Here is a 15769-nt window from a genome sequence, read left to right on the forward strand (position 1 = left end):
GTAATCAATATGACTACAGGCTTTAATGTTAGCGATGCAACATTAAATACCTAACAGATTAATCTTCATGACTATCAATCAGGTTATTAATTGCTTTAGATATTAAATCTTTTTTCATTGTCGTAGGGGCTACGGGCTGATTAAACCAAAAGCTCATTGGCTGCTCAAAACCCACACCGTGCATGTAATTATAAATTGCCTTACGCAGCCCCTCTCCTAACATTTGATGATCGGTTCCTGTTTGGTCAATAAAATCAACATCATTTTCAGCAAATAAAATATCAGGGCGATCAACAAGCGTGATACCAAACTGCTCAGGGTTCATACCAACCGGACTGTGCACCGTTGCCACAAAACGATGCCAATATGCAGATTGAAAACAACCTTGTTGCATCATTTGACGTACCATTTCTAATGAGTCGATGGTTTCTTGTTCCGTTTGTGTCGGAAAACCATACATTAGGTATGCATGAACCATAATTCCAGCATCGCTAAATGCTTTGGTGACTTGGGCTACTCGCTCTACACTCACGCCTTTTTTCATCAACTTTAATAGCCTGTCTGATGCAACCTCAAGGCCGCCACTGACTGCAATACAGCCCGAATCAGCTAACAATTGGCAGCGGGCTTGGCTGAAGGTGCGTTCAAAACGGATATTTCCCCACCAGCTTATGACTACACCACGTTCAATTAAGCGTTTAGCAAACGCAAATAAGGTTTTTGGCGGTAAGGCTTCATCAACAAAATGAAAGCCCGTTTGTCCGGTTTCAGCAATAAGCTGTTCAATTCTATCCACTAAAATATCAGCGCCCGCGGTATCGTAGCGGTCGATATAGTCCAAACTAACATCGCAGAAGCTGCATTTACGCCAATAACAGCCATGAGCAATGGTTAATTTATTCCAGCGACCATCACTCCATATACGGTGCATAGGGTTAAGCATTTCACATAACGACAAGTACTCATCTAATGGCAAACCATCGTAAATTGGCGCTCCTACTTCAGATTGAGGAATATCATGTAACTCATCGTTCTGATTTAAATGAACATAAGCTTGCCCCTGTTCATCTTCAGCTAAAAAGTAGGTTCGCACTAGCTCATCAATCTCACGCTTACCTTCAAAGTATTCTAGCAAGGTAATTAAGGGGCGCTCGCCATCATCCAAACAAATAAAGTCTATAAATTCAAATACACGAGGATCTTTTAAGGCGCGTAATTCTGTATTCATAAAGCCGCCACCCATCACGATGGGGATATCTGGGTTAATGGATTTACAAGTTTGCGCAATACGTAGAGCGCCAAGCATATTGCCCGGAAAAGGCACTGTTAACGCGACAACACTTGGCTCAGTTTCTTCTAAATAATGCTCAACCAATTGCTCTAAAATGTCGGAGCTAAATGTTGGCTCATCCATCAAGGTATCATAAAGGTTATCAAAACTTGGATTAGCTGCGGCTAATTGCTCGCCATAACGGCTGACTTCAAAATAAGGATCAACTCCTTGAGTGATCACCGATGACAAGTCATTAATAAACAAAGTGGCCAGATATTTGGCTTTATCTTGCACGCCTAAATTTCCAAAAGCAGCCTGTAACACATCGCCCGAAACGGCTTCCATTTGTGCTATGGCATCAAAGGCTGGGCCTTCAGGTAAAAAACGGCGTGAGTTAATACGAAGTGCAAGACTTGGGTCTTTGCCTTGTAAAAAGCGAATGGCAGGCTCAACCGTTAACTGATAACGCTCGAACTCAGCCAAAAAGTTGAAGATAGCATCAGGTAATTCATCATCTTCAAAGTGCTCAAAGTTTGCTTCCACATGCTGACGGATAATATCCAGTGCAGGCGCGGTCATCATTTCAAGAAACAACTCGATGGCAGGATCGCGCTGAACGGCTTCATAACCTCGTGAGCGCAAAAAACCCGTTAAATACGCGGTTGCCGGATAAGGCGTATTCAATTGGGTCATAGGAGGAGTCATTAGAAGTACTGTCATAGCCTGCCTTTAAATTCTGAAGCCTTAATACTCAGAGAGAACTGAGTTGGCAGCCAATACGGCTAGCCAAAAATTTGCGGGGATTCTAGCAAAGCTACTCAATAAAAACCCGTAAATTAGCACTTGGCTAAGGATTTATTGCTGTAGCAATTGACTTTTTAACGACTCGATCTGTCTGTCTATGGTTTGCACATCGGTATCGGCCTGTTGCATTACTGCCGTCATCTCTTGCGCCAGACTTTGCTGCCAAGTCGCCCCAGCAAGATTGTTATTGGCATGACGACCACGATTACGCAGCTGGGCAATTTTATCATCTCGGGCGGCAAATACTTTCTTGCGGTCATTTTCAAGGGTGGTGATTTCACGTTTGATTTGTTGCTTACGAATATAATCTGTCACTTCTGCTTTGGTGGTGGCAGCAGACTGGGTTTCATCGTTATATTGGAGCGCTTTCACCGGCGACTCAACAATATTACCAACGTTGCTTAAATCTAATGGCTGACTTTGTTCATCGCAAGGATCTGACTGATATTTACCATCAGCGCATTTATACACTTGGGCTGAAGCATTAAAAGCCATTAGGCATAGCACAAAAATGAACCAAGATTTTCCATCCATAGAATTACCTCGTAAAAATAGTTAATCACAATAGGGTTAATGTAGCAGTTTGGCAATTGCCACACCAATAACAAACAGATAATACGTCAGTTAAAATAAATTCAGCACCAATGTTAGCTCTTTAAGTCATCCCAATAATATTTATGACTTAAACATAAACCGCCAACCCAAATAACAAATAATTAGCGGAATAAGGTCAATGCACGCTGATTACAATTCCACTTCTTAATGCATTCCGCCTTTTACTTTGTGAACAGGTATACAGAATACTTTTTATCAAGTCAGTATCATGCGCATAACGCTTAACACAATCATGTGTCGAGCTTGCAAGTAATATTTTTATTGTGAAAGGGAACATATATGTGGTGGAGATTAATCATCATTACTTTTGCTTACTTACTGATTGGCGCACATTTTTTGCGTTTTGGCCATCAAGCATTAGCGCTGATAAGTGCCTGCTTGCCGTTAGTGCTGATTGCCAAGCACAACGGATTAACACGATTACTTCAACTAGGTTTAATTTTGGCTAGTGTATTGGTTTGGGGAATAACCACGTTCGAACTTATTGAAATGCGCTTAAACGTTAGCCAGCCTTGGGGGAGATTAGCAGCTATTATGACTGGTGTTATTAGCTTTACATTATTTGCAGCCTACTCATGTAATCGATTAATTAACCAAACGTCTAAACAATAATATGATATCTGCAATAGCAAAATCATTAGCCAAATTTACACCAGGATGCATCTGGCTTCCAATGCTCAATCCAGTTAGGGATATCTTTTGCAGGCATGGGTCTTGCTATTGCATAGCCTTGGGCTAAGTCACAACCTAGGTTTAGCAATGCGACCCCATGTTCAATGGTTTCAACACCTTCAGCAATCACATCTCGTCTAAATGATTTTGCCAGTAATACAACACTTTCAATAATCGCTAAATCATCAAAATCAATTAACATATCTCGCACAAAGGTTTGGTCAATTTTAATCAAACTGGCTGGCAAAAGTCTTAAATAACTCAAAGAGGAATAACCCGTCCCAAAGTCGTCTAAAGCAAAATTCACCCCAAGATTAATACACTGATGCATGGTTTCAGATATTTTAAGCAAATCACCTAAGGCACTGGTTTCCAACACCTCTAACTCTAAGAACTCAGGTGGAATATCAGGATATGAAGATAAAATATTCGCTAACCGTGTTGGGAAATCGCCACGCTGTAATTGCAACGGACTAATATTTACACTGATTTGCATATCTAAACCCATTGCACGCCAGGCTTGTATTTGTTGCATCGCGGTATGAATAACCCATTCACCCACTTTAATAATAAGTTCATTATTTTCAATTAAAGGCAGAAACTCATTGGGTGCGACAATACCTCGCTGAGCTGACTGCCAGCGAATTAACGCCTCAACACCGATGACTTCACCCGTTTTCATATTCACTTTGGGCTGATAATAGAGTTCAAATTCTCCTTCTTGTAAAGCGTTAGCTATTTCTTTTAACTTTTCATGTTGGTTAACGATTTTGATATTTTGCGCTTTATCGTAAAAGTGATAGCGGTTTTTTCCATGCTGCTTGGCAACATACATAGCTTGATCGGCATTTCGCAGCAGTTGATCGGCATCGGTTCCATCTTGAGGGTATAGAGAAACACCAATACTTGTTGAAATCTCTAATTTCACGCCATTAATGATTAACGGTTTTGACGCTGCTAATAACAACCTATCGAGAAGTGGTTTGCAATCAGTTACCTGGGTAATACCTTCCATAACAACCACAAATTCATCACCACCAATACGTGCAATCGTATCTTGAGTACGCAGCACTTTTTTCATTCTGGCTGAAATTAAAATTAATAGTTCATCGCCAATATCATGGCCATAACAGTCGTTAATTTCTTTAAATTTATCTAAATCAAGAAATGCGACGCCAACGAGTGTATTTTGGCGCAAACACCGACTCATTGATTGGGTTAATTGATCGGCGAGTAAGGCACGATTAGGTAAGTTGGTTAATGGATCATAATGCGCCATTCGCTCTAACTGCCCTTGGTATTGTTTAATGGCGGAGATATCGTTAAATAACCCAATAAAATTTGTTATTTTTCCTCGGCTATCGGTAACTGCGCTTATGGTAAGCATTTCAGGATAAGGTTCACCATTCTTACGTTTATTCCATACCTCTCCAGTCCAAAAACCATTTTCGAGTAAATGCTTCCAAATATTTTGATAAAATCTTGCTGAGTATTGTCCCGAATGAAACATTTGAGGATTTTTACCTAATACCTCATCATGTGAGTAACCAGTAATGGCAGTAAATGCATTGTTTACATCTAGAATTTTCCCAGCCCTATCGGTGATAACAATACCTTCTTTAGCATAAGTGAAAACACTGGCAGCCAGCTTATCCCCTTCTTCCAGTTTCTTATTTGCGTTAATTTCTTGATGAGTGCCAGATATACGAACGGGTTTGCCATCATCATTCCATTCAACTATGCGCCCTCTACTCACTATCCAAAGCCATTGACCATTTTTATGTCGCATCCTAAATTCTAGTTCATAGGAGCCAACCTTCTGATTTACATATAGATTAAGTAATTCATCATGTTCAATCTTATCATCTGGGTGTAATAAATTGTTCCATGTATCTAGGGTAATAGAATCAAGTTCTTCAACAGTGTAACCGAGCATTTCACACCATCTTTGATTGACAATACAGTCACCAGACTCAATATTGCATTCCCAAGTGCCTAAGTTAGCTGCCCATATCACTTCCGATAAACGTTGGCTCTGCTCGGTTAATTTTTGCTTGGCTTCATTAAGATCACGTAATGACTCTTCACGCTCCCGAAGCTCTCTCGGTAACCAATTATGAATCAGCAACCAAATGATCAGTACCCCCGCAACAATATTGATTACTTTGGGGATAATAAGTAAGTATGGTTTTGAGAGAAAATCATTGATAACCTTGGGGAGTAATCCATACAAAGAGTTAAAATACAAACCAAAATAAACACTTTCTATGATAGTCCTAACAGCATCAATGGTCAGGATCATCAGTAAAACGGTTATCGTTCCACCTAAAAAACCATTTATCGATTTTAGTTGCTTTATTTTTAACAAATAAATGCCAACAATGACTAACCACAAAATGGTTAACACCCAATATGACATTGACGTAATGTATTGAAAAATATTTATTTCCATATAACTTATTGACTCATGTCATTGATCATGTGTCCGTTTATTGTGATATTCCATAATGTGGTACCACAATAAATGCAAATTTGAATCAAACTTATGAGTAACTATAGGCGTAACCAACCAACTATGACAGCCGCCCTAGAAAAATAACTGTTTAAATTTATAACTCTTTTTAGGTAGTTTTCGGTTTCAACAAGCAAAATACAACTGAAGTTGTTACTAGATGCGGACTACAACTTATAGGCGAGCTTTTTTAATTTTTAATTTTTAATTTTTAATTTTTAATTTTTAATTTTTAATTTTTAATTTTTAATTTTTAATTATGATAGTAGATCAAAACTTGAACCTTGTTTTCAACAAACAAGTTTAGATGACTAAAAATACAAAACTGAGAGCTCAAATAATCAAACTAATGACGTTGAAATAACTTCATTAACTTTTCACGGCGTAATAGCAATAAAATGGCAAAAATAAATAGATAAATACTGGGTTCAATAATTTCAGACTTTACCGACCAATAAAAATGAATGGGGGCAAGGACAGCTGCAAGATAAACCCAATTATGTAAGCCTTGCCAGTGTCGACCCATTTTCTTTTTGATTCCGCTAAAAGAGGTTAGCGCCAACAACAGCAAAACAATGTAAGTAATTGCACCGACTAAAATGTAAGGTCGTTTTATCACCTCCTCAACTAAAAATCCCCAAGCAAACAATAAATCTAAACTTATAAACGCCATAATATGTAAGCTGGCATAAACAAAAGCATATAAACCAATCATTCTTCTACTTTGCAAAAGTAAGCCTAGTTTAAAGCCCTTGGCTATCGGAGAGATTAACAAGGTTGCCACTAACGAGTTTAAGGCCCCCATGCCAGTATAATGAATAATATATTGCACAGGATCGCCGCCAGCATTATCACTTAGTACATTTAGCACCAATGCAATAATTGGTGCTAAAAACAACAAGTGTAATAACGCCTTCAGCCACCACAAACCACGTGGAGTTAATCGCATTAATAATACTTCCTTAAATCTAAACCTTTATAAAGATCAGCCACAAAGTCACCATAACCATTAAACATTTGGGTTGGAACACGTTTGGATGAGAATAAACCACCCTCGCCTATGCTGCGCTCAGAAGCTTGCGACCATCTAGGGTGATCAACCTGTGGGTTTACATTGGCATAAAAACCATACTCGTGAGGCGCAAGTTGATTCCAACTGGTCGGTGGCTGTTTATCCATCACTCTCATTCTGACAATGGATTTAATACTTTTAAAACCGTATTTCCAAGGCACAACCAATCGAATAGGGGCTCCATTTTGAGGTGGTAAGGTTTTACCGTATAAACCGACAGCCATAAAAGACAGTGGGTTCATGGCTTCAGCAAGAGTTAACCCCTCAACATAGGGGTAATGGATCCCGCCGCCCATCAAGCGATTTTTTTGCCCAGGCATTTGTTGTGGATCAAATAACGTTTCAAACGCCACATGGGTTGCAGCACTTTGAATGCCCGCTTGCTTTAATAAACTGGCCAATGAAAAACCAACCCATGGCACCACCATGGACCAAGCTTCGACACAACGTAAACGATAACTGCGCTCTTCAAGAGCAAAACGTGTGGTCAAATCGTTTAAATCTAACGTAAGGGGGGTATCAACTAAACCTTCAATCTTCAATGTCCACGGGTCAACCTTGAATTGTTGCGCATTTTCAAACGGGTCTTGTTTACTGGTGCCAAACTCATAAAAATTATTATGTCGGGTAATTTTGTCTTCAGGTGTGAGCGTATCGGGTAAGATAAATTGTTGCGGCTGGCTGTATTGTAACGTTCGGGTAGCAAACTCTTGTTTAGGTTTGCTAGCAAAAGAATCAAATAAACCTGCTTGTACATAACCCGGAATGCTGGCGCCAAGTGCCCCTAGCCCTAATGCCTTAACAATGTTTCGACGGTCGTTAAACACAGACTCTGGCGTTACTTGGTTATCAACAACATCCCACGGCTTGCGTCGTTTAATGCCTTTTGAAAATGTATTTTTGTCCGCCATATCTTTTCCCCTAGCTGTCGCAATGTAACTATTAGACAGAGTTATACGCAAAATAATTTCATTTTGATTCAATATTATTCGAACACATTAAAAAAGCGTAAAACTCAGGTTTTATTGTTGCAGCAATAAGTTAGCCATGCGAATCTTATGTGGATATTATTTTAAAAGGTTTTGTTATGCCCTTCACTGTTGATTTTACTCCTCCTCAAATTGCCGCAATGGTGGCGATTGCATTTTTAAGCTTATTAATTGGCGCATTGCTTAATCAAAGGTTAACTCGTCAACGCTGGCAACAACTTAAGTTGCAATATGAAACGGAAGCAACCCAAAAAATTACTGAATTACAGCAAGCAATGGCACAGCTACAAGAGTCGTTAGATGATAAGCAAGACAGCCTGCATCATTTGCAAGCTAAACATGAAATTCAAATTGGCCAACTTGCTAGAGCACAGGCATTAATTGAGCGTATTCCACAGTTAGAACAGCGCTTAGAAGACAGTCAGCGAAAAATACTCGAGTCGCAACTTAATTTATCCAAATCAAATGCGATGCAACAAACCTTAATCGCAACAAATCAAGCTGAACAACAAGCCTTACAAGATAAAATTCAATTACTGGAAACCGCTGAAGAACGTTTGAAACTGCAATTTGAAAATTTAGCCAACCGAATTTTTGAAGAGCGCAGTGAAAACTTCAAACAGCAAAACGTCTCCCAAATAGATGGTGTACTTGGGCCACTCAAACAACAACTAGAAGGCTTTAGAAAACAAATTCAAGACTCATACAACCATGAACAATCAGAGCGCAGCGCACTGAAACATCAATTAAATCATTTACGTGAGCTGAATTTAAAAATGAGCCAAGATGCCATTAACCTGACTAAAGCGTTAAAAGGCGATAACAAACAACAAGGCAACTGGGGCGAAGTGATCTTAGATCGAGTGCTACAAGAAAGTGGCCTTCGTGAGGGCCATGAGTACCACACCCAACAAGATTTAAAAAATGATGACGGCAAACGCTTTAAACCCGATGTGATAGTGCATTTGCCTGAAAATAAAGATGTGGTAATTGATGCCAAAATGTCACTGGTTGCGTACGAGCGCTACTTTAACAGTGACGATCCTCAAGAGCGCGACCAAGCATTAAAAGATCATGCTTTATCACTGCGCCAGCACATCAAAGGCCTCAGCCAAAAGGACTATCATCAATTACACGGTCTTAAAAGCTTAGATTATGTGCTAATGTTTATTCCTGTTGAGCCTGCATTTTTACTGGCGATTGAATATGATCCTAGTTTAATCAACTTTGCCCTAGAGCAAAATATCATGCTGGTAAGTCCAACTAATTTGTTAGTGGCATTAAGAACCATTAACAATATTTGGCGCTACGAATATCAAAATCAGCATGCACAAACTATCGCCAACCAAGCAGCAAAAATTTACGATAAATTATGCGGGTATCTTGATGACATGGACAAATTAGGTCGGGCTCTTGAAACGGCTGACAAAAGCTATCAACAAGCAATGGGTAAATTAAGTACCGGCAAAGGCAATTTGATACGCCAAGCGCATCAGTTACAAAGTTTAGGCGTCAATACCAGTAAGCAGCTAGATAAAAACATACTCAACCGTGCACTTGATGAATCCCTTGATAAAGCAGATTAAAAATAAGGTAGGTTTAATCCAAACATCATATAACTAACACATTACAGATAAGCAGCAAAACAAACAAAATCGCAAACGATGTACTGAGGCGGAGACTCTCATTTAAATGCGTAATTATCGAATTGATTATTCAGTGTTTCATCAGCTATTAACAGGCTTAATGCTTATTGGATGTAGCCTGTTTTGTGCAAATTTTGCTTTTGCGTTAACCTCGCAGCAGCAAACCTATCTTGATGCAAAAAAAGCCCTAGATAGTAAAAAAATGGCTGAATACCAGCAATTGCGTGCAAAACTGAATGATTATCCGCTCACAGTTTATCTTGATTATCATCATAATATTGACGCTATTATTGCAATGTCCGGCTCAAAAGCGCTTTCGGCCCTGCAGCAATTTAACACCACACCTTTATATAACTCAGGTCGTTTTCGTTATTTAATGCGCGCCGGAGAGCAGCTGCGTTGGCAAGACTTTTTAACCGTATCACCCGACACGCCAAACGATACTCGTTTGCAATGTTTTTATTACCGCTCACAACTCGCAACCGGCAATAAACAAATCGCCTACGAGGGCACCGAAAAGCTATGGTTATATGGCAAATCCAGGCCCAAAGAGTGTGATCCATTGTTTAGCCAATGGACAAAAGAAGGCAAACGTACCCAAGAGCTTATTTGGGCCAGAATGCTATTAAGCTTTAATGCGGGTCAATCTAGTCTATTAAGTTATTTAAGCAATAAAATCACCAAGCACAGTCAACAAGCTGAATTGCTAATGAAGGTATATCGCGATCCGAATACCTTACGCCACACTAAACAATTTCGCAGTTCAAAGCCTATCATTGCTGACATTGTTAATGTCGGCCTAAGAAAGCTCGCTCGTAAAGATTTAAAACAGGCCGTAAAACTGTATAACAAATATCAAAAAGCTGGTCGCTTTACCCAAGATGAAGCAAGTCAGCTTAATCACTATTTAGTTAGACGAGTATTAATTTTCCAGATTGATGAGTTAAAAGATCATACTGATACTATGTTGCCACACTTAGCTGATGATGATTTATATGAGATGCGTTTACGCTGGGCTATTCGTCAGCAAGATTTTAACAGCGTAGAAACGTATCTTGGCTTACTCAGTGACCAAGCTAAAAACAGTGCCCGCTGGCAATACTGGCAAGCCCGTATAACCGCAAGTAAAGATAGCGATAACGCTAAACAGCAACATCAATTGCTCGCCAAGCAACGTAACTTTTATGGTTTTACTGCCGCTGAAATCATTAATATGCCAATAGCATTAAACGATGATAATTTAACCTCAAATCCAACATTACGAGCCAAATTACAGGACGATCCAGGCTTAGCAAGGGTTATCGAGCTGCGGGCAATCGACAAAATCATCGATTCACGAAGTGAATGGGTACATTTAATGCGACGCCACGGGACTGAATTACAAGCTGAATACGGACTTTATGCTCTGGAGCAAGGCTGGTATGACTTAAGTGTAGAATCTAGCATTCAGGCCAAGCAATGGGATGCACTGACATTACGTTTTCCTAACGCAGCCGAGCAAGAATTTAGTCAAGCCAGTAAAAAATATCAGGTTAACATTGACGAAATACGTGCTATTTCACGCCGCGAAAGTGCATTTTATCCTTATGCGACATCGGGTGTCGGGGCACGCGGCTTAATGCAACTCATGCCCGCCACCGCAAAACAAACCGCTAAAAAGAACAACATTCCATTTAACAACGTAAAAGACTTATATCAACCTAAAGTGAACGTGATGTTGGGCAGTGCATACTATGCTCAGTTATTAAAGCAATTTGATAATAACCGAGTGTTAGCGACTGCGGCCTATAATGCAGGACCAAGCAACGTGAAACGCTGGTTGGCGGTATCCAAAGGTAATTTAGATGCCATGAGTTTTATTGAAAGTATTCCATTTACTGAAACCCGTGAATACGTGCAAGCGGTATTTAGTTATCGCATGATATACCAACAACAAAACAAGGTTAATGCCAAGCAACCTATGTTTAGCCCTGTTGAGTTTAATTACGCATATTAAGTTTTGATAGTGTATCAATTCAAACTCTTAGCTTAATAGCTATGGGGATAACAATAATAACAAGGAGCTTTCGTGTCAGAACATGCCATAAGTCAATTAATTAACCAATTGCAGCAAGTGTTGTTAGGTAAGCCACAACAAATCAAACTCGCGGTTGCCTGCATTCTTGCCAAAGGTCACTTATTAATTGAAGATCTTCCCGGCATGGGCAAAACCAGTTTATCTCATGGTATTGCCAGTAGTTTAGGTATGAGCTACCAGCGGATACAATTTACCAGTGACATGCTGCCCGCTGATATTCTAGGTGTTTCTATCTATAACAAGGCACAGCAACAATTTGAGTTTCATCAAGGGCCCATATTTAACCAAATGCTATTAGCCGATGAGATCAACCGTGCCAGCCCAAAAACCCAATCAGCATTACTTGAGGCCATGGCAGAACAGCAAATTACCCAAGATGGCCATACCTATAAATTACCTAATCCATTTTTTGTAATTGCCACCCAAAACCCACAAGACCAATCAGGCACCTTCCCTTTACCAGAATCACAGCTCGACCGTTTTATGATGCGTATTTCGATAGGTTATCCCAGCCTTGAAGCTGAAATGCAAATGCTAAAAACCCAGCAGCAAGGTCAAGCAAGAGTTGAATTGACTCAATGCTTAACACCAACCCAGCTTAGCCAACTTCAACAACAAGTGGCGAACGTGTCAGCGTCGGATGCGGTATTAAAATACTTATTAGCTCTAGTGGAGTTTTCACGCCAACAAGGCCAAACCACCGGGCTATCGCCAAGAGCTAGTATCGCCTTACTGCATGCAGCGAAAGCATGGGCCATGATTGAGCAGCGTCACTATCTAGTGCCAGAAGATATTCAAGCGGTATTTCATGCCGTAGCTGAACACCGAATTAGTGCCCATGGGCTGTATCAGGGTAAAGCCGTATCAGATATTATTTTAGCCAGTGTTAACCCGATCCTATAAGGGTATACGCATGTTTGCTTTATTCAAAAAAAAGTCATCCACCAGCCAAGATAGCTACCAAGCAAGTTGGTTGGTTCGTCACATTCCACCTTCCATCAAACAACGCTGGTCTAGGTGGATAAGCAAACGCTTACCGCCACAAGCTAAAGTCACGCTTAGCCATAAAGGGATTTTTATTCTGCCCAGTGCCTTTGGTTTTGCATGGCTAGCATTAATATTGCTCTTGTATTTATTTGGAACCAATTATCAAAATAACTTAGTCATTGGACTTAGCTTATTACTAGGCAGCGTGTTTCATACCTGTATTATTTACAGCTATAAAAATTTGGCAGGGCTCACCTTTAGTGCCGTTGCGCCGGCAGATGCCTATGCCCATCAGAGTCATTCTTTTCCCATTTTGCTAACCGGTCATAATAAACAAACAAATACAGAAACCACCCATCAGCAAATTTGCTTGCAATTTAGCCAGCAGCGTCACTTTCGCTTAAAGCAAACCGATGAAAATTCAGTGGCAACCGTGTTTTATGATAATCCTCGCCGAGGCTGGTTAAGGCCTGGCAGAATAACCGTTTGGTCTAACTTTCCACTTGGGCTTTTTAAAGCTTGGTCTTATGTGGACTTAGACTTAAAACAGCTGGTATTTGCTCAACCCATTGAGTGCGATATTAAACTAACAAGCCAAAGCAGCACCCAAGATGATAACCAAATTAATGGCACAACCCGAGCTGGGGTTGACGATTACACGGGCCTGAGAAGCTATGTGACAGGCGAATCACTAAAACAAGTGGCGTGGAAACAAGTGGCGCAAGGTAAAGGCATGTTAACTAAAGAGTTTAATGAGCCAGAGGGCATGCCTGTTTGGCTTTCTTTAACAGAGCAAACTGCAGATAACCTTGAGCTAAAGTTAAGTCAATTAAGCTGGCAAGTGAATAAACTCAGTGAACGCAAGCAAGTATTTGGTTTAATACTAGATCAGCAAACACTGGCACAAAATTGTGGTGAACAGCATAGACTAGCATGCCAAAAAGCCATTGCCTTATATCGCCCCGAGATGTCAATGCAACCAGAACGTGACAATGACACCAATATCTTTGAGCAGGCGGTAAATAATGCGAGATAATTTCGACAGCATTATTAGCCGTAACACGCTATTTTGGTTACTCATTACCAACGTAGCCGTGTTATCACCTTTATATGGCCACACAACACCTTGGACAATGGCGATATGCGCCATCTGTTTTGTTTGGCGCATAGGGATTTACTTTGGCAAGGTGGCAGCCCCGCCTAAGTTACTTGTTAGCAGCCTTGCTATTGGGGCGGCAGGAACACTGGCATTGGTCTCGCGAGAGATCGGCCTATTGAACGCCCTGATCAATTTATTACTATTAGGCTATGCGCTTAAATATATTGAAATGCGTCAACAACGCGATGTAAAAACTGTGGTACTTGTGGGCTACTTTTTGATTGCGCTGACCTTATTAGACCAACAAGCCATTATCAATACCCTGCATTTAACCCTTGTGACCATCATTAATACTTGTGTGTTAATTAGTGTGTATCAAGATAGCGGTAAACCGTTATCCAACTTACGCTTTAGTGTGAAAATCATTCTCCAAAGTGTGCCTTTAGCCATTCTATTGTTTGTGGTATTCCCTCGCCTTGGGCCTTTGTGGATGGTGCCGAATATGAAATCGGCAACTACAGGTTTATCTGATGAAGTCTCATTTGGCGATATCAGTAAACTGACGCGGTCACCAGATTTAGCATTTCGGGTTGGATTTGAAAATCCAGATGGCAGCACATCAGGCCCAACAAATGACCAGCTTTATTGGCGCACATTAGTAATGGAAAATTATGATGGTAAGACTTGGCGCCAAGACCCGAGCATGAAAGATATTCAGCGCCAAGCTTATTTTCAAAAACCGCTTCGAAACCGACCACAAAGCAGCACACAACAAACGCCAACCATGGAATATGTTGTGATTGCAGAACCGAGTCATCAAAAATGGTTATATGGCCTTGATGAAGCCTTTAGTCAAGACAACCAAATTATTGAGCTACCAGATTATCGCTTGTTTGCATTAAGGCCTGTAGATCAGCGCCAAAGTTATCGAGTGATCTCTTATCCAAACAGCTTAATGGATGTGAGATTGTCAGCTGCCACCCGCAACATCAACTTAACCTTACCAGACAATACTAACCCACAAACATGGCGTTTAGCCCAGCAGTTTGCCGACAAGTACCCAGAGCCGAAAGCCCGTATTAGCGCCATGATGAACCACTTTGCCGAACAAGCTTATTATTACACCTTAAGCCCACCGGCATTGGGCGATCAGCAAATCGATGACTTTTTATTTGAAAACCGTGCGGGATTCTGTGCCCATTATGCCTCGGCCTTAGTCTTTATGGCCCGAGCAAGTCGCATTCCAGCCCGCATGGTGACAGGCTATCAAGGTGGTGAGTACAACCCTAAAGCTGGTTACTATAGTGTTTATCAATACATGGCTCACGCATGGACAGAAGTCTGGTTTGAAGGTCAAGGCTGGCAACGTTTTGACCCAACCGCCATGATAGCGCCGCAGCGCATTTTAGATGGTTTTGATGCCATGTTTGATAGCGAGTCTAGTTACTTACAAGACAGGCCGTTTAGCAGCCTAAGAATGAAACAATATCCTTGGTTAAATGATTTACGTAATCAACTTGCCAGTATTGATTATTACTGGAGTGTGTGGGTACTTGGCTTTGATGAACAACGTAAACAACAGGTGCTACAAAAGTTACTGGGTAAGGTGAATAGCCGCAACATTATCATTATGATGTTAATCAGTTTTGCCTTTATATTTTTAATGATTGCTTACTATGCAGGGTTGTTGAACATTAAGCCTAAACAAGAATTCTTAAGCCGTCGTTACCAAAATATTAGCCAACGATTAGCAAAAAAAGGGGTGGTTAAAGCCCGTCAAAGTCCTGCGTTGGCCTTTGCAGAGCAAGTAAAATGCACCTTGCCAGCGCAGTATTCAGGCTTAGCAGATCAATTTGAGGTATTTTCAACAGCTTATATCGCCTTGAAATATCAGCCATTAACCCCATCACAGCAGCAAGAATATCGCCGTCAGTTTAATCGAACATATTGGTCAATAATGTTACAACTGTTATGGATTAACCAACTGAAATAATTAATCAAATTAATCATTGATGCCAGTATT

11 protein-coding genes are annotated in these 15769 nt (G+C 40.5%); 6 read left to right on the forward strand and 5 right to left on the reverse strand.

Features of this window, described 5'->3' with window-relative positions; genetic code table 11:
• Nucleotides 1-58: 58 nt before the first annotated feature.
• Nucleotides 59-1993, reverse strand: a complete 1935-nt coding sequence (locus tag HBH39_RS10305) for a B12-binding domain-containing radical SAM protein (protein ID WP_167677986.1) — start codon at nt 1991-1993, stop codon at nt 59-61.
• A 135-nt stretch (nt 1994-2128) separates the two neighbouring features.
• Entirely contained in the window at nt 2129-2611 is a 483-nt protein-coding gene (locus HBH39_RS10310) for a hypothetical protein (RefSeq protein ID WP_167677988.1), read from the reverse strand.
• A gap of 360 nt (nt 2612-2971) precedes the next feature.
• Between HBH39_RS10310 and HBH39_RS10315 the strand changes: the two genes are divergently transcribed.
• The gene (locus HBH39_RS10315) at nt 2972-3304 is read left to right on the forward strand and encodes a hypothetical protein (RefSeq protein WP_167677990.1); all 333 of its coding nucleotides are present in this window, start codon (nt 2972-2974) and stop codon (nt 3302-3304) included.
• Between the two features lie 25 nt (nt 3305-3329).
• On the opposite strand, the gene HBH39_RS10320 is transcribed toward HBH39_RS10315, so the two are convergent.
• From HBH39_RS10320 to msrP, 3 genes are all read right to left on the reverse strand, one after another.
• Nucleotides 3330-5816: a bifunctional diguanylate cyclase/phosphodiesterase gene (locus HBH39_RS10320; RefSeq protein ID WP_244325636.1), complete on the reverse strand. Its 2487-nt coding sequence runs from the start codon at nt 5814-5816 to the stop codon at nt 3330-3332.
• 406 nt (nt 5817-6222) lie between these two features.
• Nucleotides 6223-6825, reverse strand: a complete 603-nt coding sequence (msrQ, locus tag HBH39_RS10325; protein WP_167677992.1) for a protein-methionine-sulfoxide reductase heme-binding subunit MsrQ — start codon at nt 6823-6825, stop codon at nt 6223-6225.
• Nucleotides 6825-7859 (reverse strand): protein-methionine-sulfoxide reductase catalytic subunit MsrP, encoded by a 1035-nt coding sequence (gene msrP, locus HBH39_RS10330; RefSeq protein WP_167677994.1) that lies wholly within the window; start codon nt 7857-7859, stop codon nt 6825-6827. The genes msrQ and msrP overlap by 1 nt, the downstream gene beginning before the upstream one ends.
• Before the next feature lie 176 nt (nt 7860-8035).
• Between msrP and rmuC the strand changes: the two genes are divergently transcribed.
• The 5 genes from rmuC (at nt 8036) to HBH39_RS10355 (ending at nt 15739) form a co-directional block, all read left to right on the forward strand.
• Entirely contained in the window at nt 8036-9523 is a 1488-nt protein-coding gene (rmuC, locus tag HBH39_RS10335) for a DNA recombination protein RmuC (RefSeq protein WP_167677996.1), read from the forward strand.
• Between the two features lie 106 nt (nt 9524-9629).
• Complete coding sequence (locus tag HBH39_RS10340) at nt 9630-11579, forward strand: transglycosylase SLT domain-containing protein (protein ID WP_244325637.1); 1950 nt, start codon at nt 9630-9632, stop codon at nt 11577-11579.
• 72 nt (nt 11580-11651) lie between these two features.
• Nucleotides 11652-12563 carry an AAA family ATPase gene (locus tag HBH39_RS10345; protein WP_167677998.1) on the forward strand — a complete coding sequence of 304 codons (912 nt, stop codon included), beginning with the start codon at nt 11652-11654 and terminating at the stop codon, nt 12561-12563.
• Nucleotides 12564-12573: 10 nt separating this feature from the next.
• Complete coding sequence (locus tag HBH39_RS10350) at nt 12574-13683, forward strand: DUF58 domain-containing protein (RefSeq protein ID WP_167678000.1); 1110 nt, start codon at nt 12574-12576, stop codon at nt 13681-13683.
• Nucleotides 13673-15739: a transglutaminaseTgpA domain-containing protein gene (locus HBH39_RS10355; protein ID WP_167678002.1), complete on the forward strand. Its 2067-nt coding sequence runs from the start codon at nt 13673-13675 to the stop codon at nt 15737-15739. Before HBH39_RS10350 ends, HBH39_RS10355 begins: the two co-directional genes overlap by 11 nt.
• Nucleotides 15740-15769: the final 30 nt, after the last annotated feature.

Origin of the sequence: Shewanella aestuarii, from assembly GCF_011765625.1 — a bacterium.
GTDB lineage: Bacteria > Pseudomonadota > Gammaproteobacteria > Enterobacterales > Shewanellaceae > Shewanella > Shewanella aestuarii_A.

Excerpts from the sequence above, each read along its gene's own strand:
- HBH39_RS10355 (WP_167678002.1), top strand. The coding sequence starts at position 13,673 with ATGCGAGATAATTTCGACAGCATTATTAGCCGTAACACGCTATTTTGG.
- HBH39_RS10350 (WP_167678000.1), top strand. The coding sequence starts at position 12,574 with ATGTTTGCTTTATTCAAAAAAAAGTCATCCACCAGCCAAGATAGCTAC.
- HBH39_RS10315 (WP_167677990.1), top strand. The coding sequence starts at position 2,972 with ATGTGGTGGAGATTAATCATCATTACTTTTGCTTACTTACTGATTGGC.
- HBH39_RS10305 (WP_167677986.1), bottom strand. The coding sequence starts at position 1,993 with ATGACAGTACTTCTAATGACTCCTCCTATGACCCAATTGAATACGCCT.
- msrQ (WP_167677992.1), bottom strand. The coding sequence starts at position 6,825 with ATGCGATTAACTCCACGTGGTTTGTGGTGGCTGAAGGCGTTATTACAC.
- rmuC (WP_167677996.1), top strand. The coding sequence starts at position 8,036 with ATGCCCTTCACTGTTGATTTTACTCCTCCTCAAATTGCCGCAATGGTG.
- HBH39_RS10340 (WP_244325637.1), top strand. The coding sequence starts at position 9,630 with ATGCGTAATTATCGAATTGATTATTCAGTGTTTCATCAGCTATTAACA.
- msrP (WP_167677994.1), bottom strand. The coding sequence starts at position 7,859 with ATGGCGGACAAAAATACATTTTCAAAAGGCATTAAACGACGCAAGCCG.
- HBH39_RS10320 (WP_244325636.1), bottom strand. The coding sequence starts at position 5,816 with ATGGAAATAAATATTTTTCAATACATTACGTCAATGTCATATTGGGTG.
- HBH39_RS10310 (WP_167677988.1), bottom strand. The coding sequence starts at position 2,611 with ATGGATGGAAAATCTTGGTTCATTTTTGTGCTATGCCTAATGGCTTTT.